Below are 18,894 nucleotides of genomic sequence, written 5' to 3' on the forward strand. Positions count from 1 at the left end.
CCGTTAGGGAGCGCCTGACGGGGTGAGTTCAGGATGACGTTCAAGTAACTCGTCAACCTGGGGGTGGTGCGTTGTGCTATCAAGCGCCCGTTGGATTAACATGCGAGCCTCATCGCTACGACCAAGGGCATGTAAGACTTCGGCCAAATGAGCGGCCACTTCCTGGTCGGGCATCTGGTTATAGGCACTTTCAAGCCAGACAAGCGCTTCTTCATTTTGGCCCAGCCGGAAATATACCCAGCCCATGCTATCAAGTATCGCTGGGTTGCTGGGGTCTTCTTCGTAGGCGCGCTCAATCAGCTCGCGGGCTTCTTCCATGTGTCCTGGCAGGTTAAGGTCTGCCAAGGTATAGCCCAGTGCATTTAAGGCATTTGCGTTGTTGGGTTCAACACGCAAAAGCTGACGTAAATCTTGCTCCATGCCTGGGAAGTTGCCACTCTGCCAGGAGCGCATGGCGCGTAAATAAAGCAGGTTAACGTCATCCGGTGTGCGCGCCAATTCGCGGTCAAGTAACGCTAATGCTTCATCGGGCGCGTTCAGTTCGTCCAGCAGTTGCACTTCAAGGGCGACCAGGTCGTCAAAGTAATTTTCATAGCGCATTCGCTCAATGCGTAAAAAAGCCCGCGCATCCATTACACGGTCATCATCAATCAACATGCGAGCGGCTGCCGCACGGGCGGGTAAAAACTCGTCTCCCTCGCCTACCTGGCGGTAGTAAAGCAGTGCGTTATCGGTATCGCCCTGGGACTGCGTAATAGCGCCCAGCAGGTAGTAGGCAAGATCGGGAACGTTGTCCTGACTTGTGAGTGGCTGCAGCAGGCGGTAAGCAGGCTCGCTGTAGCCTTCCTCAAGGTAGAGTTGCGTTAGGGCCAAGCGTAAGCGCTGGTTTCCGTCATGGCTTTCCAGTAGCGCATCCGTTTGTGCTTCTGCAGCGGCAATATTATTCAAACGAATTTCGGCTTGAGCCAGCAGCAGCGTAAACCGTACGTCATCGGGGGCAATGCTGGCGCCGTGTTGCGCGGCTCGCCTGGCTGTGTGTAGATCGCCAGCTTCGAGCGCCAGTTGTGCTTGGGCAAGCCAAAGCATCGCCGATTCTGGCGCTTGCTTTGCAACGTCGTCCAGATACGCTTGCGCTTGGCGGGTATTGCCAAGCACTGATTCAAGTAGCGCAGTGGCAAGTAAAGCATCGCTATGATACTCAAGCTGCTCTGCACTGGGCTGAGCCAAGTGGGCGCGCATTGATTGGGCCAGTAAGTTGAGCGGTGCGCTCCCTTCCGTGATAGCGATGTCGACGAAGGCCGCAAGCTCGCCATTGCCGCCTGCTTGAGTGATCGCTAGCCGCTGTTCAAGGCTGTCCAGCCAGTCACCGCGCTGCAAAGAGATCGCGGCCAGTAGCTGGTTGGGTGATTCTGCCGAGGGGGCCAGCTCACGCCAACGCAGTGCGGATGCCTCCATTAACGCTACATCGTCACCAAACCGAGCCGCAAAAGTGGCGCGTTCAGCCAGCGCCGGAGCGCTATAGCGTTGCGATGCCTCCAGGTAACCTTGGCTGGCAGAGCGGTAATCGCCACGTTGGCCCGCTAATTCCGCCGTAAGCAGCGTACGTAGACCATCGGCGTCCAGGCCTCGGGTAATAGGTGGGGCCGACTGCATGGGGTCAGAAGCTATCAGGTCTGGCAAGCCGCCTTTATAAGAGGGTGCTGACTGGCAGCCGCTCAGGAATACCACGGTGGCGGCCAAGGGAAGTAGGGATGAACCCAATTGTAGTGAGCGAAGGGGCATGCGTCTCTCATTTTAGTGGCCGAGCGTTCAGCATAGCGGCTTGGCTGGCTGCGGCAAAGTGATGTACGCCAGATGTTAGTCTGCTGTGATAGAATAGTCGGCCTTGAAAGGCTGGTAGATAAGCGCAATTGAGTAATGATCAGCCGTTGCCCAGACTTGCGCTAATTAAGCGTAAGACGTAAACCATTGAGACTTCAAGACCGATAGCAACGTGATGACCGAACCACTAGCGAAGACGCATACCGTATGACGCTTCTTGCCTTGGGAATCAATCACCGTACTGCCAGTGTGGCCGTACGCGAGCAGGTAGCCTTCACTCCGACGCAGTTAGAACACGCGCTGGAGCAACTGCGTGGTCTGTCACATATTAGCGAAGCAGCGGTGCTCTCCACCTGCAACCGCACTGAACTATATTGCGTAACGGACGCTGCTGGCGAGCAAGCCGTGCTTGAGTGGCTAGGGCGTTTTCATAACTTGAGTGTTGAGGAGCTGACCCGCTGCGCGTACCACTATTTAGACAACGACGCTGCGCGCCATTTAATGCGTGTGGCCGTTGGTCTGGATTCGATGGTCTTGGGGGAGCCGCAAATACTTGGGCAATTGAAAGATGCCTATCAACAGGCGCGCCAAATGCAGGGGTTAGGCGGCGAGCTTGAGCGTCTTTTTCAACATACCTTTGCAATTGCCAAGCAGGTACGTACTGAAACCGGGATTGGCAAAAATCCGGTTTCGGTGGCCTATGCTGCGGTGAGTATGGCTAGCCGAATTTTTGATGATTTTAGTCGTTCGCGGGCGTTGTTAATCGGTGCGGGTGAAACCATCGAGCTGGTCGCGCGTCATCTACATGAAGCCGGTGTACGTCAATTAACTGTGGCTAACCGCACACGTGAGCGTGCTGAGCTTGTCTCCTCGCGATTGGGCGGTAAGGCGATTACGCTGTCTGAAATTCCGGCCGCGCTGGAAGAAGCCGATATCGTTATCTCTTCCACCGCATCCCCCCTGCCGATTTTAGGTAAGGGGATGGTTGAAAGCGCACTTAAAAAGCGTCGCCACCGCCCGGTTTTTATGGTGGATATCGCCGTGCCGCGGGATATTGAATCTGAAGTAGGCGAGCTTGCCGATGTATTCCTTTATACGGTCGATGATCTGGAAGAGGTGATCGAAGAGAATCGTCGCTATCGCCAAGTAGCTGCTGATCAGGCCGAGTCACTGATTGAACACGGTGTCAGTAGTTGGCAGCATGAAAAACGTATTCGTAACGGTGGCGAGTTGATTCGCGATTACCGTCAGCACGCCGAAACCCTGCGCGATCAATCGCGCGATCAGGCGTTGGAGCGCTTGGCGCGCGGTGAAGACCCAACCAAAGTGATTGAACGGCTGGCTCACCAACTGGCTAATCGCTTAATGCACCAGCCCACGCAAGCAATACGCGATGCCGCCTCGCAAGAGCAGCATGACTTGCTGGAGGCCGCGCCACGCTTACTATTGCCTGTTAAACCCGCCTTTGAAAAGCCCGCGCCCACGGCTAACCGCCAGAAGGATAATACGCCCGCATGAAAGATACCTTGCGCCAACGCCTCGATAGCTTTACCGAACGTTTTGAAGAGCTGGCGATGCTGCTGTCTGACCCTGAGGTCATTAATAATCAGCAGCGTTTTCGCGACTATTCACGTGAGTACGCCGAGCTGGATGAGCTGGTAGCGGCTTGGCAGCGCTATCGCAGCGTTGAAAACGATATTGAGGCAGCCCAGCAGCTTAGCCGGGACGATGATCCTGATATGCGTGAGCTTGCCGAGATGGAAGTCAGTGAAGGGCGCGAGCAGCTAGACCTACTGGATACTGAGCTAAAGCGTTTGCTGGTGCCTAAAGACCCCGATGATGGCCGAGGCGTGTTTTTGGAAGTACGTGCCGGTACCGGTGGTGATGAAGCCGCGATTTTTGCAGGTGATCTATTTCGTATGTACTCACGCTATGCGGAAAAACGTGGCTGGCGCGTCGAAGTAGTGAGTACCAACCATGGCGAGCAGGGCGGCTATAAAGAGATTATTTCCCGCGTTAAGGGGGATAGCGTCTATGCGCGTTTGAAATTTGAGTCGGGTGCTCACCGGGTGCAACGCGTTCCTGCTACTGAATCTCAAGGGCGTATTCATACGTCGGCATGTACCGTGGCGGTGATGCCTGAAGTTGATGATGTTGGCGATATCGATATTAATTCATCGGATTTACGCGTCGATACCTACCGTTCAAGTGGAGCCGGTGGCCAGCACGTTAACACCACCGACTCAGCGATTCGTATTACCCACATACCGACAGGCGTAGTGGTTGAGTGCCAGGAAGAGCGTAGTCAGCATAAAAACCGGGCCAAGGCGATGTCGCTGCTTGCCGCGAAATTGAAGCGTAATGCGGTCGATAGCCAACGTCAGGAGCAGGCGGATGCCCGTCGCTCGCTGGTAGGCTCTGGTGATCGTAGCGAACGTATCCGTACCTACAACTTCCCTCAGGGGCGAATTACCGATCATCGTATCAACCTGACGCTTTATAAGCTCAATGAAGTGGTGAGCGGCGAGCAGTTGGATGAGGTCATTGAGCCCTTGATCCACGAGTATCAAGCCGAACAGCTATCGGCGCTTCAGGACACGTAATGACGTTTGATGCGCTTCTACAGGCCACGGCAGAGCGCTTAAAAGCCGCCGGCTCAGCCTCGCCGCGCCTGGATGCCGATGTCCTGCTTGCCCACGTAATTCAACGGGACCGCACATGGCTGTATACCTGGGGCGACCGTGCTTGTTCCGGGTGGGAGCATGCGCGCTTTGATGCACTGGTGGCGGCGCGTGTTCAGGGGCAGCCAGTGGCCTACCTGACCGGTGAGCGAGAGTTTTGGGGGTTGCGGTTGGTCACTTCAAAAGAGACGCTAATACCGCGGCCGGATACCGAAACGCTGGTAGAAACAGCGCTCAACCACGTTGCCTCTCCCGTCGGGCGCTTGCTGGATTTAGGTACGGGCACCGGAGCCATTGCACTGGCTTTTGCCAGTGAGCAGCCTGGTTGGCAGGTGGTTGGTGTCGACCTTCGCTCAGAAGCGGTTTCTTTGGCACAGCGAAACGCAGCCGCGTTAGGGATCGATAACGTAGCGTTCATGCAAAGCAATTGGTTTGCTGCCTTTGAGCAGGATGCGACACCCGTAGAGCGGTTTGATCTTATTGTGAGTAATCCGCCGTATATTGCCGCTGACGATCCGCATTTGCACCAAGGGGATGTGCGCTTTGAGCCGCTGAGTGCGCTGGTGGCAGGGGGCGATGGGCTGGCCGATTTGATACATTTAGTGGTCACGGCGCGGCGCTACTTAACAGCCTCAGGATGGCTGTTGCTAGAGCATGGCTATCGTCAGGCAGCCTCAGTGCGCGCAGCGCTGGTGGATGCGGGTTATCAAAACGTTGAAAGTGTTTGCGACCTCGGTGGGCATGAGCGTATTACCCTTGGGCGCTACTAGCTCGTCTGGCTTATCTGTAGTGGATCCTGCTATGAAACCTAAAAATAGAACGCTAGACCGTATCGACCTTAAAATTCTGCGCTGCCTGCAGGAAAATGCACGTATTTCCTATGTTGATTTGGCATCAGAGGTTGGTTTATCCACAACTCCTTGTTTGGAGCGTGTCAAGCGCCTGGAGCGCGCGGGCATTATTCGTGGCTACCAAGCGATTCTTGACCCCCAGGCGCTAAAAGCCAATTTACTGGTCTTTGTTGAAATTAGCCTGGAAACTCAATCGCCAGCCGTATTTGATGAATTTCGTCGAGCCGTTGAAAAGCTGCCGCAAATCCAGGAGTGCCATCTGGTCTCTGGTCAATTTGATTACATCTTGAAATGCCGCATTCCAGAAATGGCCGCCTACCGTCAGCTATTAGGAGACGTGGTGCTTACGCTCCCCGGCGTCAAAGAGTCTAAAAGTTACGTGGTGATGGAAGAGGTGAAAGAAAGCTTTAGCCTGCATGTACCCGACGTTGAGCACTTTGAGGACAAATAAGTCGATGATGGATGATCAGACACTGCTGCGCTACAGCCGCCACATTATGCTGCCTGAAGTGGATATTGAAGGGCAGGAGCGCTTGCGTAGTGCCCATGCTCTGATCATCGGTGCGGGAGGGTTGGGCTCGCCGGCGGCACTTTACCTGGCCGCTGCGGGTGTCGGGCAGATAACGATTGTAGATGCTGATCATGTCGAGTTATCTAACCTTCAGCGTCAAATTGCTCATCAGCAGGCAAGCATTGGGCAGAACAAGGCGGTTTCTGCCAAGGCCAGTATGCAGGCACTAAACCCGGATTGTCGTATTACAGCACTTGAAACACATGCGGAGGGTGGAGCCCTGGAGCAGCTCGTTGCTGCTGCCGATGTGGTGCTGGATTGTACGGATCGTTTTTCCAGCCGCTATGCCATCAATGCTGCCACGCAAAAGGTAGGTGTTCCGTTGGTGTCAGGTGCTGCCATTCGCTTTTCTGGTCAGCTTGCGGTGTTTAGCCCCCGTGACCCAAACTGCCCCTGCTATGCTTGCCTTTACCCGCCGGACGATATGGGTGATGAGGCACTTGGCTGCGCTGAAAGTGGTGTGATGGCGCCGTTGGTGGGGTTAATCGGATGTTTTCAAGCCGTTGAGGCGTTCAAATTGCTAAGCGGCGCCGGGCAAACCCACCAAGGGCTTGCAACCTTTGATGGCCTACGAGGCCAGTGGCGCCACTTCAACGTACCGCGTGATCCGGCTTGCACTGTGTGCAGTGTGATACCTAAACAGGACGATGTTTCGTAGAAGAGGCATTAGTTGGTTCATCTGCAAGCGTTGTCCTGCTCAGAATCCCTTTTTTTGATGAGTTGCTGCGACTATCTGGTTGCTGGGTTAAAGACAAAGAAATCCGGCCTCCGGGGGGAGAGAGCCGGATTTTCTTGGAGCCTTCGGTATCGGCAAGCCTTGGCCGAATAACATTACGTAGGGCAGCGGTTATGACGTCACGGTCTTATACGTCAAAGGGATAGGGGAGGCGGGTAGTGGAAAACCACTACCCGCTTTTTGGTGTTGGTGCTTGGCGATTAGTTACGGATCAGGTAATCAAACGCGCCAAGTGAGGCTTTTGCGCCTTCGCCCATGGCAATAATAATCTGCTTGTAAGGCACCGTGGTAACATCACCCGCGGCAAATACGCCGGGTAGCGAGGTCATGCCGTGAGAGTCGACGATGATCTCCCCACGCGGCGTCATTTCGATGGGCGAGCCTTTCAGCCACTCGGTATTTGGCACCAGGCCAATCTGGACAAAGATGCCTTCCAGCGCGATGTTTGTAGTCTCATCTGTGTTGCGGTCTTTGTAGGTCAGGCCATTAACGCGGCTGCCGTCACCGGTTACTTCGGTGGTTTGAGCATTTAAGATAATGTCCACGTTGGGCAGGCTCTTAAGTTTTTTCTGCAGTACTGCATCGGCACGCATTTCACCCATAAATTCGAAAAGGGTGACGTGAGCAACGATGCCCGCCAAGTCAATGGCAGCTTCAACGCCAGAGTTGCCGCCGCCAATAACCGCGACGCGCTTGCCTTTAAATAGCGGGCCGTCGCAGTGCGGGCAGTAAGCAACGCCTTTGTTGCGGTATTGCTGCTCGCCGGGGACATTCATTTCGCGCCAACGGGCTCCGGTCGCCAGAACCAGTGTTTTGCTCTTGAGTTTTGCACCTGACTCAAAGGTCACTTCGTGCAAGCCACCTTCGGCCTCAGCGGCTTTAAAGGCAGTTGCCGTTTGCAAGTTCATTACATCAACGTCGTAATCCTTGACGTGCTCTTCAAGCGCGCTAACAAGCTTGGGACCTTCTGTATGAGTGACCGAAATAAAGTTTTCGATACTCATGGTATCCGCTACCTGGCCACCAAAACGCTCAGCCGCAACACCGGTATTAATGCCTTTGCGGGCAGAATAAATGGCAGCCGCAGCACCCGCGGGGCCACCGCCGATCACCAGCGTATCGAATGCGGCTTTGGTGCTTAGCTTTTTGGCTTCGCGGTCGGCGGCGCCCGTGTCCACTTTGGCTAGAATTTGCTCAAGGGTCATGCGGCCCTGATCGAACGGCTTACCGTTTAGATAAATACTGGGCACTGACATAATTTCACGCTCTTCAACTTCGTCCTGGAAGAGCGCCCCATCAATCGCCACATGGCGGACGTTGGGGTTAAAGATCGCCATCAGGTTTAACGCCTGAACCACATCGGGGCAGTTCTGGCAGGACAGCGAGTAGTAGGTCTCAAAGAGCATGTCGCCTTCGAGCGCTTTAATCTGGTTAAGCACCTCGTCAGAGGTTTTCGGTGGGTGTCCGCCTACTTGCAGCAGTGCCAGAACCAGCGACGTAAACTCGTGGCCCATGGGAATGCCGGCAAATACTACACCCGTCTCTTCACCTGTGCGGTTGATCGCAAAAGAGGGTGTGCGGCTATCCTGACCATCCGTTTTCAGGGTGATCATGTCACTCAGCCCGTTGATATCTTCCAGCAGGCCGTGAAGTTCACGTGACTTGTCACCGTCATCAAGGGACGCAACGATCTCGAACGGTTGAGTCACTTTTTCCAAGTAAGCTTTCAACTGATTTTTTAAATTAGCGTCCAACATGACAGTGAATTCCTCGTAATCTGTAAAAGGTGTTCTCAACCCTTAGCCACATTTAGCCCGCGCTTGTGAAAATCACAGCGAAGATCGGTATAAAAGGGAGAACAAATAGCGCGATGTAAAGAGAACACCCGGGTGAAAAAAGCCCGGGTGTTAGGCTGCCATCTGGTTAAGCCGTTATCGTAAGCGGCGCTTCAAGAGCGGTTAAGATAACGAAGATGGCAGCACTCGCCGTTTAGATTTTGCCAACGAGGTCTAAAGAGGGCGCGAGTGTTTCTTCGCCTTCTTTCCATTTGGCCGGGCATACTTCGTTGGGGTTTTCACGAACATACTGGGCAGCTTTAACTTTGCGCAGTAGCTCTTCGGCATTACGACCGATGTTGCCCGCATTGATTTCAACGATCTGAACTTTACCGTCGGGATCGATAACAAACGTGCCGCGTTCTGCAAGGCCTGCTTCTTCAATCAGGACTTCAAAGTTACGCGAGATTTGCAGCGTGGGATCAGCCAGCATTGGGTACTGAAGCTTGCCGATCGTTTCGGAGCTATCGTGCCATGCTTTATGGGTGAAGTGGGTATCGGTTGAAACGCTGTAAATTTCAACGCCCAGCTTTTTGAAGGCTTCGTAGTTGTCGGCTAGGTCGCCAAGCTCTGTTGGGCAAACAAACGTAAAGTCAGCCGGATAGAAGAAGAATACAGACCATTTTCCCTTCAGGTCAGCTTCGGTGACATCAATAAATTCGCCATCTAGATAGGCGGTAGCTTTAAACGGTTTTACTTCAGTGTTGATCAAGGACATCCAGATTATCTCCGTGTCTTGTGAATAAAGGTGAAAATGTTGAGGACTATAGTAGGGGTATTTTCCTGATAGCTAAAATTGAAAAACACCATTTGGCGTATAGTCTTTTACTATTATGCAGCAGCCTATCTACGCTCCGCAGACCTTGAAGTGGGGGCAGGCCCACTATAATGCAAGAATCTTTCACATTGACTTGCGATAGAGACCGCTGCGACGCAAAATTCGCACGTTCAGTAGAAAAGCCTATGCTAACGGCGAGTGGCTGATGGCTGGCGTTAATCTAGATGGTACTGTTTTGAAGAGCTGTTTTTGAATAACCGTTGCTGAATAACTGTTTTTGGATAATGAGGAGCACGAAATGGGGAACATTCACAAACTTTCCGGGGCCGTTGCGGCCGTTTCTTTAGCCGCAGCGGCGACAGTCGCCCATGCCGATGAGGTACGGGTATATAACTGGTCAGATTATATAGCACCGGAAACGCTTGAAAAATTCACCGAGCGTACCGGCATTGATGTTACCTACGATGTTTATGATAGTAATGAGACGCTTGACGCTGCCTTGCTGGCAGGCCGTTCGGGGTATGACGTAGTGGTGCCTTCTACGCACTTCTTTACGCGTCAACGCCAAGCGGGCGTTTATCAAGCACTTGATAAAGAGCAGTTACCTAACCTGGAAAATCTCAATACCGAGTTGATGGAAAATTTAGACGCGATTGACCCTGATGGCGACTACTCAGTGCCTTACATGTGGGGCACTAACGGTATTGGCTACAATGTTGACCGCGTGAAAGAAATCCTGGGCGATGATGCGCCGGTCGATAGTTGGGCAATGCTATTTGACCCTGAAATTACCTCCGCGTTAAAAAAGGCGGGTTGCGGTATTTCAATGCTGGATACGGGGGAGGAAATGCTGCCCGCGGCCATGGCTTACCTGGGCCTGAACCCGCTAAGCGAAAACGCGGAAGACTTTGAAGCCGCCGGTGAAGTGATTAGCGCCGTGCGCGATGATATTACCTATTTCCACTCTTCACGCTACGTATCCGACTTGGCCAATGGCGATATTTGTGTGGCAGGCGGATATTCAGGCGATGTATTCCAGGCTGCTGAGCGTGCCGAGGAAGCAGGGCGTGATTTTGACATTGGCTATAGCATTCCTAAAGAAGGCGCCGCCTTGTGGTTTGATGTTATGGCGGTCCCGGCGGACGCACCCAATGCTGAAAACGCCCATGCCTTTATTAACTTTATCCTGGACCCGGAAATTGCCGCAGAAATTACCGATTACGTCAGCTACGCCAACCCCAATGCGGCGGCCGATGCTTACCTTCCGGAAGAAATTCTGAATGACCCGGCGATCTATCCCGAAGCCGAGGTTATGCAAAACCTGTATGTGGCGCTTGACATGCCACAGCCGGTACAACGTATCCGTACACGTGTGTGGAACCGTGTAAAGTCTGACCGTTAAGCTAACCTCATCCGACAGCGAGCCAGGCCTTTTGCCTGTCTCGCTGTTCATCTTTTAATGCCCGGTTTTCCGGGTCTTTTGATGGGAGTGGCGAATGGTCACTACGCCCCTGTCGGACGGAAATTCGGCGAGCGAACCCTCGGCAAACGAACCTTCAGTGAACGAGGCGGCAGCGTCTGGCTTGGCGATACAACGCCCACAAGGCAAGACACCGCGGTTTGCAGAAGACATCGTGCTAGAAGTTAAAGGCTTATGTAAGCGCTTTGACGAGGCCTTGGCGGTAGATAATGTAAATTTACAGGTGAAGCGTGGTGAGATTTTTGCGCTTTTAGGCGGGTCGGGTTCGGGGAAGTCGACGCTGTTGCGTATGCTTGCCGGGTTTGAAACTCCCACGGACGGGCATATTTTGCTGGGCGGTCAAGACATTACTGCGATCCCGCCCTACAAGCGCCCGATTAACATGATGTTTCAATCCTATGCGCTATTTCCACACATGACGGTGGCGCAAAATATTGCCTTTGGGCTAAAACAGGACAAGCTTGCCAAGGCGGAAGTAGATGCGCGCGTGGCGCAAATGCTGAAACTGGTGCATATGGAGCGCTTTGCCAAGCGCAAGCCGCATCAGCTTTCCGGTGGCCAGCGTCAACGGGTGGCGCTGGCGCGCTCCCTCGCCAAGCGACCAAAACTGTTGCTGCTTGATGAGCCCATGGGCGCGCTGGATAAAAAGCTGCGTACTGAAATGCAGTTGGAAGTGGTCGAGATCATTGAGCAGGTAGGCGTGACCTGCATTATGGTGACCCACGATCAGGAAGAGGCCATGACCATGGCGGATCGTGTCGCCATTATGGCCGATGGCTGGATTGAGCAGGTCGGCTCGCCGGTCGATGTATACGAAAGCCCAGCCAGCCGTATGGTGGCGGAATTTGTCGGTACGGTGAACCTGTTTGAAGGCGAGATTGTGGAAGATGCCGCTGACCACTGCCAAATCGTATCGCCTGAGCTTGAGCGCCCCATTTATATCGACCACGGCATCACAACTCAAGCGGTTGATCGGCGGGTATGGGCCGCGCTGCGTCCGGAAAAAATCTGGCTAACGCGTGAAAAACCCTCGTCTGACTACAATTGGGCAGAGGGTAAAGTCCACGATATCGCCTACCTGGGTGGTTTTTCGCTTTACTACGTACGCACCGCCTCGGGTCAGTTGATTAAGGTCAGCATGGCGAATACCGAACGGCGAGGTGACCGGCCAACCTGGGAAGACAGTGTGTATGTCTACTGGGAAGACCACAGTGCCATCGTGTTGAACCGCTAATGGCCCTTTCTGGCTACTTGGGAGATTGCTTGCGATGATGCCATCTCAACTCACTGCCCTGTTCAAACGCTTACAGTTAGGGCGTCGGGCGGTGATTGCCTTGCCGCTTGTATGGCTACTGCTGTTTTTTTTGCTGCCCTTTGCCCTAGTACTGAAGATCAGTTTGTCGGAAGGTGTTGTGGCGATCCCTCCTTATGGGCCGCTGCTTGAGTATACCAACCAGACCCTGCATATCTTTCTAAACGTGGGCAACTATCTGTTTTTGCTCTCCGATTCGCTGTATGCAGCTGCCTATTGGGGGTCTGTAAAAACGGCGTTTATCTCAACCGTGGCCTGTTTGTTGATCGGCTACCCGATGGCATACGCCATGGCTCGTGCCCCAGCACGCTGGCAGCTTCTGTTGTTGTTGCTGGTAATGTTGCCCTCCTGGACCTCGTTTTTGATTCGCGTGTATGCCTGGATGGGGATTTTAAGTAACAGCGGTCTTATCAATAATCTACTGATAGGGCTGGGTCTGATCGATACGCCTTTACGAATGATGAACACGCAGTTTGCCGTGGTGATAGGTATTGTCTATGCCTATCTTCCCTTTATGGTGCTGCCGCTTTATGCCCATCTAGCCCGGCTGGATAATTCACTACTGGAGGCCGCTTCGGACCTTGGGTCACGTAAACTCAATACTTTTATCAAGGTAACGCTGCCCCTTTCGATGGGGGGAATTATTGCGGGGTCAATGCTGGTATTTATCCCGGCCGTGGGCGAGTTTGTTATTCCCGAGCTATTGGGCGGCCCGGATACGCTGATGATTGGTAAGGTACTTTGGGAGGAGTTTTTCCTTAATCGCGATTGGCCTGTTGCCTCGGCGCTGGCAATGGTGATGTTACTGCTGCTGCTAATACCGATTGTTTGGTTTCACCGTTACCAGTCTCGGGGGCTTGAAGAATGAGCGTAGTACGACGGCGGCCGCATTTTTCAACCGTGATGCTGATACTCGGCCTGGTGTTTCTTTATCTGCCGATGGCGGTGTTGGTGGTGTACTCCTTCAACTCTTCCAGGCTCGTTACCGTGTGGGCGGGTTTTTCAACCCAGTGGTACGGGGCGCTGTTCCAGGACCAACAAATTCTTTCGGCAGTATGGACGAGTCTAAAAATCGCGTTTTTTGCCGCGAGCATGGCGGTATGTTTGGGAACGGTCGCGGCGTTTGTAATGACGCGCTTTGGTCACTTCCGTGGAAAAACGGCACTTTCCAGCATGGTAACGGCACCCCTTGTCATGCCCGAGGTCATTACCGGGCTGTCGCTGCTACTGTTATTTGTTCAAATGGCACAGCTGACAGGCTGGCCCGCCGACCGCGGTGTAGGCACTATCTGGATTGCGCATACCACCTTTTGCAGCGCTTACGTTGCCATTGTAGTGGCGGCACGGCTGCGCGAGTTGGATAGCTCGATAGAAGAGGCGGCAATGGATTTAGGTTCACCACCGCTTAAAACGTTCTTTTTTATCACGCTACCCATTATTGCCCCTGCGCTGGCGGCGGGCTGGCTGCTCGCCTTCACTCTGTCGTTGGATGACCTGGTCATCGCAAGCTTCGTGTCAGGCCCTGGCGCCAATACGTTACCCATGGTGGTGTTTTCATCTGTTCGCATGGGCGTATCGCCTAAAATTAACGCGCTGGCGACGCTGATTATTTTGACGGTATCGCTGGTGACGTTTTGGGCGTGGTACCTGATGCGTCGTAGCGAAGCCAAGCGGCAAATAAATTAGCAACAAGGAGGCGCTTGGCTAGAAAACGTCATCGTCTCGGCCGGTTAACACGGCTTCAAGTTCGCCGGTCATGGGCGAGATGATGATTTCAAGCTGAATAGGCGCACAGCATTGATGGCAATCTTCCCACGTGGCGTGGCTGCCTTGAGATGTATCGATGACAAACGTCAGAGGCGCATCGCAATAGGGGCAGTTAAAATCGTGGTTTACCAGGGCATCATCGTGCATAAGCAGCTACCTTTAAAAGTTTGGAGCTTGGCGGCAGTGTAGCAGTCTGCGCGAAGCCGGGCATGGCGGTGATGAATCAGGTAGGATATACGCGGTTTTCCACGGACTGTTTTTCAACGTGCTAAAGAGAGAAACGATGATGTTACGAAACATGGTAGTAGCGGCCACTTTGGCCTTCCCGATGGTCGCCTTGGCGGAAACACCGAATGTTACCCCAGGCGAGTGGGAGTTCGTCAGCGTGACCAGCATCAGTGGCGACATGGATATTCCGGATCAAACGGAAACCGAGCGTCAATGTATTACTCAGGATGACCTTGAAGGCGCCGAGTTTGGGTTTATTGAAGAAGAAGATGGCTGCGAGCTTCTCAACCAGGAAATGAGTGCTGATGGTCTCTCTTACAGCATGGTATGTCGCGCAGAGGGTGGTGAAGCCAATATCGATGGCGATATGAGCTTTATGGGCGAGCAAATCAGCGGCAGCGTTGATATTCTCACTCAGTCGCCAATGGGCGAGCTGACCATGAATACCGCTATTGAAGGTCAGCGTGTAGGTGAGTGTGAATAATCACTTGCGTTGATGCCTGAAAAGGGCGCCTCTTTTTGAAGAGGCGCCCTTTTTTTGACCGATAGCCTTTCTTTACCTCTAGAGAGAAAAGCAGCAACACGTCGCTAACCGGCGGAGTCGGAAATTTCCTCTTCCAGACGCCGTTTAACCGCACCGGGGGAGCCGGTATGGCGTGCCAAAAGGTCGTATGCAACCGGCACTACAAACAGCGTGAACAGTGTCGCCGCACCAACGCCTGCCATTATCACCGTGCCAATCACCAGGCGGGATTCAGCGCCTGGCCCGCTTGAAATAATCAGTGGTATGGCACCGGCCATGGTGGTGATTGCGGTCATCAAAATAGGTCGTAGCCGGGTGACGGAGGCTTGAATGAGCGCTGTACGAAAGGCTTTGCCCTCATCACGTAGCTGGTTGGCAAACTCGACGATCAAAATACCATTTTTAGCAGCTAGACCAATCAATAGTACCAGGCCAACCTGACTATAAATGTTAAGCGACTGCCCGCTTAGCAAAAGCGCCAATAGGGCGCCGCTCATCGCGAGCGGTACGGTCAACATAATGACCAAGGGGTGGATAAGGCTTTCAAACTGTGCGGCTAGCACTAGAAATACCACGATAGCGCCTAATATCAGCAGAAAGGTGGTCGCGCCACTTGCCTGCTGAAAATCACGTGAAGGGCCTGCCACGTTGGTTTGTGCTTCTTCGGGCAACAGCGTGTCGGCGGTAGCTTGTAGATATGCAAGCGCCTCCCCAAGCGGGTAGCCGTCAGCCAGGTTGGCCTCGATGGTAATGGCTCGAATACGGTCAAAGCGGTTTAACGTGCTGGCGCCAGCAACGTCGGTAAGCGTCACAAGGCTTGCGAGAGGGATTAGTTCACCAGAGCGTGCCGAGCGTACCTGTATATTATCCAGGGCGCGGGGGCTGTTCTGCCGATCGCGATCACCTTCGATAATCACGTCGTACTCTTCGCCGTTATCCACGTAGCGGGTAACGTTGCGACCGCCTAACAGCACTTCAAGCGTACGGCCTATTTCGGTAATCGTTACGCCCAATGCTGCTGCTCGCTCATAGTTAATCTCGACACTGAGCTGTGGCTGGGTCTCGTTATAGTTGCTTTCAAGCGCCGTAATGCGTGGGTTATCCTCCCGCACATAGTCCATCAGCAGGGTGCGCCAGCGAGCGAGTTCTGCGTAATTACCGCCGCCAATCACAAACTGCACAGGCTTTTGTGTGCGTTGGCCAAAGCCCTGGCGCATAACGGGGAATGCCTGAACGCCGGGCAGCGGCCTTAGCAGCGCTCGCACGTCATCCATTACTTCCCATGCGCTGCGGCGGCTGCCCCAATCGGCCATATTGATGATGACAAAACCGCCGTTAAAATTCTCGATATTGCCAAAGCCGCGTGGCGCACGTACGACCACACGTTCAAGCTCACCCGTTTCTATCAGGGGAGCCAGTCGTGCTTCGATTTCATCCATGTAGTCCATCATGTAATCGAAGGTAGCGCCTTCAGGGCCATTCACCAATACGATAAAGTTGCCACGATCCTCTTGTGGGGTGTACTCATTGGGTAGCTCGGTGGTTAGCCATGCCGTCATGGCGATCAACAGCGCAAATACCCCGACAACTATCCAACTGCGTGCAAGTAGCCACTCAAGGATACGCTGGTAACGTCGCTGAGTAATACCCAGTAGCCACTGGACACCTTTACCCACGGCGCTGTCGTGCATGCCGGGTTTAAGAATCTTGGACGCCATCATGGGGGTTAAGGTAAGCGCCAGGAGTGTCGAGAAAACAACGGCTGCCGCCATCGTGAGGGCAAACTCGGAAAAGAGCCGACCAATGTCGCCCTGCAGCATGCTTAACGGAACAAATACCGCGACCAACACCAGCGTGGTGGCAATAACCGCAAACGCGATCTGGCGTGTTCCTCTAAAAGCGGCTACCAGCGGCGTTTCACCATAGTCGTGCATGCGGCGATTGATATTTTCCAGTACCACAATGGCATCATCAACAATCAAACCAATCGCCAACACCAGCGCCAGCAGAGTGAGCAAGTTGATTGAAAAGTTCATTACGGCAAGCGCGGTAAAAGCCCCAATGACCGCAATAGGAACGGTAACGGCAGGCACCAGCGTGGTCCGCAGATTACCGAGGAATAAAAAGATCACTACGACGACCAGGCCCATGGCAATAAACAGGGTCATCACGACTTGTTTAATGGCACCGGAAACAAAGACCGAGGCATCATGGGTTAGGCCAAGCGTCATGCCCTCGGGTAGCGTTTCTTGAAGACGTTCCAACTCATGCCGCACTGCACTTGAAAGCTCAACGACATTGGCGGTCGACTGCATAACGATGCCAAGCCCGACCATCGGAATACCATTGGCGCGAAATACGGAGCGATCTTCAACCGAGCCGACCTCAACCCGGGCAACGTCGTCCAGTCGTACTAGATAGCCATTATCATATTGATTTAGAGCCAGGCGTTTAAAGTCATCGGCGGTTGCAAAGCTGCGCGGGAGGCGAACGATAAACTGGCGGTCTTGTGATTCGATGGAGCCTGCCGGTAGCTCAACGTTTTCGGCGCGCAGGGCATCTTCAATATCGCCGACGGTCAGGCCGCGAGCGGCAAGCGCATTGCGGTCCAGCCATACACGCATGGCGTAATCCCGGCCACCGCCGATACGAACGCGGGCAACGCCCGGTTGCACAGACAGGCTGTCAACCAGAAAGCGGTTGGCGTAATCCGTAAGCTCGGTAATTGAGTAGTCGGCGCCCGAGAGGCTTAGCCATACCACGATCTCTTCGCTGCTATCAGCCTTGGTGACTTCCGGAGCGTCGGCATCGTCGGGCAGGTTACGCAAGGCACCCGAAATTCGGTCACGGATATCATTCGCCGCCGCGTTGATATCCATTTCAATGCCAAACTCAATTTCAATGCGCGATCGGCCATCTTCGCTACGGGAAGTAATTAACTCAATGCCCTCGACGCCTGCAATTCGGTCTTCCAATACTTGGGTAATGCGCGTTTCGACGACATCGGCGGACGCACCCGGGTAGCGGGTATCAATACTGACGATGGGAGGATCCACGGTGGGATACTCTTGCAGAGGAAGCCGATTAAGCGCCAGTAAGCCAAAGGCAATGATCAGCGCGGCGATGACCATGGCAAGCACGGGTCGCTGTACGGAAATGTCCGATAGACGCATTAGCGATCGGCCTCCAATAAGGCGCGAATACTCGTTTCATCGTCCACGATGCCCAGTAAACGCACTTCCAGCCCGTCTCTTGCCAGTTGCAAGCCGTGAACCACCACCAGGTCGCCTGCTTCAACGCCTTCAAGAATTTCTACCTGCCCGTAGCGCCGCTCACCTATCACTACGCTGTGCCTTTCAAGGCGCGGGGTAGGGCCACTTTGGTCAATCACCATGACATAGTGTTGGTCGCCACTGGGTTCGAGTGCCGCTTCGGGCAGCACGATGGCATCGCGTACGCGCTGTTGAACGACCACTTCCATCAACATACCCGGCCGAAGGCGCATATCGGGGTTTTCAAGCACGGCTCGCACGTTAACGCTTCGCGAGATAGGGTCAATGCGTGTATCGATACTGGCAATGTCGCCAGTAAAACTATCGTCGGGGTAGGCGGCTGTCGTAGCACTGAGCGGTAGCCCGATTGAAAGGCGGCTTAGAAAGCGTTCAGGAACGCTAAAATCAAGCTTCATCACATCCAGCTTGTCGAGCGTTACCAATTCCATGCCGGGCGTTACCAGTGTGCCGGTACTAAGGCTACGCAACCCCACGCGGCCGCTGAACGGCGCTTTGATTTGGTAGTTGGTAAGCCGCGCTTCGATAACCTGTGTATTGGCTTGCGCTTGGCGAAGCTGTGCTTGAAAGTCTTCCAGGTCCGCCCGAGCGGCCAGGTTGCGTTCCTGTAGCTGGATGGTACGACCAAGCGTGTTACTTCGTTCGTCACTGATGGCTTGAGCTGAGCGCAACTGGGCTTGCTCTTCGGCATCGTCCAGGCGAATCAGTACTTGCCCCTGTTCAACCTGGGCGCCATCCTCAAAATTGATCTCGGCCACAATATCGGTAACCGTCGCAGAAAGCGTAACGCTCTCATCGGCACGCAGGGTGCCCAAGGCTTCCAGTGGGTCAGACCACGTCATTATTTCTGCGCGGCTGCCAATTACAGAAGGTGCAGGCTGCGCTGCGGTTTGCCCTTGGGCGGGGCTTGAGAGTAAAACAAAGAGCAAAACAAGCAAATACGGTCGGGCATACGCGGACATAGGTTTCTCGGTATCAGGCGTGGGGGTAACCCTGGTTAGCACTCTTATATGATGTCATG

16 protein-coding genes are annotated in these 18,894 nt (G+C 53.8%); 10 read left to right on the forward strand and 6 right to left on the reverse strand.

Annotated features, from left to right (window positions below):
- Positions 1-3 precede the first annotated feature (3 nt).
- Positions 4-1,782, reverse strand: coding sequence for a tetratricopeptide repeat protein (locus ACT3RQ_RS12185; protein ID WP_444639472.1), 1,779 nt, complete (start codon positions 1,780-1,782; stop codon positions 4-6).
- A 246-nt stretch (positions 1,783-2,028) separates the two neighbouring features.
- On the opposite strand from ACT3RQ_RS12185, the gene hemA reads away from it, so the two are divergent.
- Genes hemA through ACT3RQ_RS12210 form a run of 5 tightly spaced genes read left to right on the forward strand, consistent with a single transcriptional unit; the run spans position 2,029 to position 6,582 of the window.
- Complete coding sequence (gene hemA / locus ACT3RQ_RS12190) at positions 2,029-3,339, forward strand: glutamyl-tRNA reductase (RefSeq protein WP_172117123.1); 1,311 nt, start codon at positions 2,029-2,031, stop codon at positions 3,337-3,339.
- Positions 3,336-4,424, forward strand: a complete 1,089-nt coding sequence (gene prfA, locus ACT3RQ_RS12195) for a peptide chain release factor 1 (RefSeq protein ID WP_172117122.1) — start codon at positions 3,336-3,338, stop codon at positions 4,422-4,424. Before hemA ends, prfA begins: the two co-directional genes overlap by 4 nt.
- On the forward strand, positions 4,424-5,272 hold the full coding sequence (prmC, locus tag ACT3RQ_RS12200; RefSeq protein WP_444639473.1) for a peptide chain release factor N(5)-glutamine methyltransferase: 849 nt from the start codon (positions 4,424-4,426) through the stop codon (positions 5,270-5,272). Before prfA ends, prmC begins: the two co-directional genes overlap by 1 nt.
- Positions 5,273-5,303: 31 nt before the next feature.
- Positions 5,304-5,804 (forward strand): Lrp/AsnC ligand binding domain-containing protein, encoded by a 501-nt coding sequence (locus ACT3RQ_RS12205; RefSeq protein ID WP_087106768.1) that lies wholly within the window; start codon positions 5,304-5,306, stop codon positions 5,802-5,804.
- A gap of 4 nt (positions 5,805-5,808) precedes the next feature.
- Positions 5,809-6,582, forward strand: coding sequence for a HesA/MoeB/ThiF family protein (locus tag ACT3RQ_RS12210; RefSeq protein ID WP_444639474.1), 774 nt, complete (start codon positions 5,809-5,811; stop codon positions 6,580-6,582).
- Positions 6,583-6,860: 278 nt separating this feature from the next.
- Here ACT3RQ_RS12210 and ahpF read toward each other — a convergent pair whose 3' ends face one another.
- Positions 6,861-8,417, reverse strand: a complete 1,557-nt coding sequence (ahpF, locus tag ACT3RQ_RS12215; RefSeq protein WP_444639475.1) for an alkyl hydroperoxide reductase subunit F — start codon at positions 8,415-8,417, stop codon at positions 6,861-6,863.
- Positions 8,418-8,649: 232 nt separating this feature from the next.
- The gene (gene ahpC / locus ACT3RQ_RS12220) at positions 8,650-9,213 is read right to left on the reverse strand and encodes an alkyl hydroperoxide reductase subunit C (RefSeq protein ID WP_444639476.1); all 564 of its coding nucleotides are present in this window, start codon (positions 9,211-9,213) and stop codon (positions 8,650-8,652) included.
- A gap of 358 nt (positions 9,214-9,571) precedes the next feature.
- Here ahpC and ACT3RQ_RS12225 point away from each other — a divergent pair, with 358 nt between their 5' ends.
- From ACT3RQ_RS12225 to ACT3RQ_RS12240, 4 genes are all read left to right on the forward strand, one after another.
- The gene (locus ACT3RQ_RS12225; RefSeq protein WP_444639477.1) at positions 9,572-10,675 is read left to right on the forward strand and encodes a polyamine ABC transporter substrate-binding protein; all 1,104 of its coding nucleotides are present in this window, start codon (positions 9,572-9,574) and stop codon (positions 10,673-10,675) included.
- A gap of 94 nt (positions 10,676-10,769) precedes the next feature.
- Positions 10,770-11,987, forward strand: a complete 1,218-nt coding sequence (potA, locus tag ACT3RQ_RS12230; RefSeq protein WP_444639478.1) for a polyamine ABC transporter ATP-binding protein — start codon at positions 10,770-10,772, stop codon at positions 11,985-11,987.
- 34 nt (positions 11,988-12,021) lie between these two features.
- The gene (locus ACT3RQ_RS12235; protein ID WP_444639479.1) at positions 12,022-12,933 is read left to right on the forward strand and encodes an ABC transporter permease subunit; all 912 of its coding nucleotides are present in this window, start codon (positions 12,022-12,024) and stop codon (positions 12,931-12,933) included.
- Positions 12,930-13,751, forward strand: a complete 822-nt coding sequence (locus ACT3RQ_RS12240) for an ABC transporter permease subunit (protein ID WP_444639480.1) — start codon at positions 12,930-12,932, stop codon at positions 13,749-13,751. The genes ACT3RQ_RS12235 and ACT3RQ_RS12240 overlap by 4 nt, the downstream gene beginning before the upstream one ends.
- 18 nt (positions 13,752-13,769) lie before the next feature.
- Here ACT3RQ_RS12240 and ACT3RQ_RS12245 read toward each other — a convergent pair whose 3' ends face one another.
- Positions 13,770-13,979, reverse strand: coding sequence for a CPXCG motif-containing cysteine-rich protein (locus ACT3RQ_RS12245; protein WP_087106752.1), 210 nt, complete (start codon positions 13,977-13,979; stop codon positions 13,770-13,772).
- Between the two features lie 136 nt (positions 13,980-14,115).
- Between ACT3RQ_RS12245 and ACT3RQ_RS12250 the strand changes: the two genes are divergently transcribed.
- A complete protein-coding gene (locus tag ACT3RQ_RS12250; protein ID WP_172117113.1) occupies positions 14,116-14,544 on the forward strand; it encodes a DUF3617 domain-containing protein in 429 nt (142 codons plus the stop codon).
- 104 nt (positions 14,545-14,648) lie between these two features.
- Here ACT3RQ_RS12250 and ACT3RQ_RS12255 read toward each other — a convergent pair whose 3' ends face one another.
- Together ACT3RQ_RS12255 and ACT3RQ_RS12260 are read right to left on the reverse strand one after the other, a co-directional pair.
- Positions 14,649-17,756, reverse strand: coding sequence for an efflux RND transporter permease subunit (locus ACT3RQ_RS12255; RefSeq protein ID WP_444639481.1), 3,108 nt, complete (start codon positions 17,754-17,756; stop codon positions 14,649-14,651).
- Positions 17,756-18,835 (reverse strand): efflux RND transporter periplasmic adaptor subunit, encoded by a 1,080-nt coding sequence (locus ACT3RQ_RS12260; protein ID WP_441678811.1) that lies wholly within the window; start codon positions 18,833-18,835, stop codon positions 17,756-17,758. The genes ACT3RQ_RS12255 and ACT3RQ_RS12260 overlap by 1 nt, the downstream gene beginning before the upstream one ends.
- Between the last annotated feature and the right edge of the window lie 59 nt (positions 18,836-18,894).

It is taken from the genome of Halomonas sp. AOP43-D1-4 (assembly GCF_052446175.1).
Taxonomy (GTDB): domain Bacteria; phylum Pseudomonadota; class Gammaproteobacteria; order Pseudomonadales; family Halomonadaceae; genus Vreelandella; species Vreelandella citrativorans.

Bases quoted from the DNA above. Each gene is read 5' to 3' on its own strand.
- ACT3RQ_RS12185 (WP_444639472.1), bottom strand. From the start codon at position 1,782: ATGCCCCTTCGCTCACTACAATTGGGTTCATCCCTACTTCCCTTGGCC.
- hemA (WP_172117123.1), top strand. From the start codon at position 2,029: ATGACGCTTCTTGCCTTGGGAATCAATCACCGTACTGCCAGTGTGGCC.
- prfA (WP_172117122.1), top strand. From the start codon at position 3,336: ATGAAAGATACCTTGCGCCAACGCCTCGATAGCTTTACCGAACGTTTT.
- prmC (WP_444639473.1), top strand. From the start codon at position 4,424: ATGACGTTTGATGCGCTTCTACAGGCCACGGCAGAGCGCTTAAAAGCC.
- ACT3RQ_RS12205 (WP_087106768.1), top strand. From the start codon at position 5,304: ATGAAACCTAAAAATAGAACGCTAGACCGTATCGACCTTAAAATTCTG.
- ACT3RQ_RS12210 (WP_444639474.1), top strand. From the start codon at position 5,809: ATGATGGATGATCAGACACTGCTGCGCTACAGCCGCCACATTATGCTG.
- ahpF (WP_444639475.1), bottom strand. From the start codon at position 8,417: ATGTTGGACGCTAATTTAAAAAATCAGTTGAAAGCTTACTTGGAAAAA.
- ahpC (WP_444639476.1), bottom strand. From the start codon at position 9,213: ATGTCCTTGATCAACACTGAAGTAAAACCGTTTAAAGCTACCGCCTAT.
- ACT3RQ_RS12225 (WP_444639477.1), top strand. From the start codon at position 9,572: ATGGGGAACATTCACAAACTTTCCGGGGCCGTTGCGGCCGTTTCTTTA.
- potA (WP_444639478.1), top strand. From the start codon at position 10,770: ATGGTCACTACGCCCCTGTCGGACGGAAATTCGGCGAGCGAACCCTCG.
- ACT3RQ_RS12235 (WP_444639479.1), top strand. From the start codon at position 12,022: ATGATGCCATCTCAACTCACTGCCCTGTTCAAACGCTTACAGTTAGGG.
- ACT3RQ_RS12240 (WP_444639480.1), top strand. From the start codon at position 12,930: ATGAGCGTAGTACGACGGCGGCCGCATTTTTCAACCGTGATGCTGATA.
- ACT3RQ_RS12245 (WP_087106752.1), bottom strand. From the start codon at position 13,979: ATGCACGATGATGCCCTGGTAAACCACGATTTTAACTGCCCCTATTGC.
- ACT3RQ_RS12250 (WP_172117113.1), top strand. From the start codon at position 14,116: ATGATGTTACGAAACATGGTAGTAGCGGCCACTTTGGCCTTCCCGATG.
- ACT3RQ_RS12255 (WP_444639481.1), bottom strand. From the start codon at position 17,756: ATGCGTCTATCGGACATTTCCGTACAGCGACCCGTGCTTGCCATGGTC.
- ACT3RQ_RS12260 (WP_441678811.1), bottom strand. From the start codon at position 18,835: ATGTCCGCGTATGCCCGACCGTATTTGCTTGTTTTGCTCTTTGTTTTA.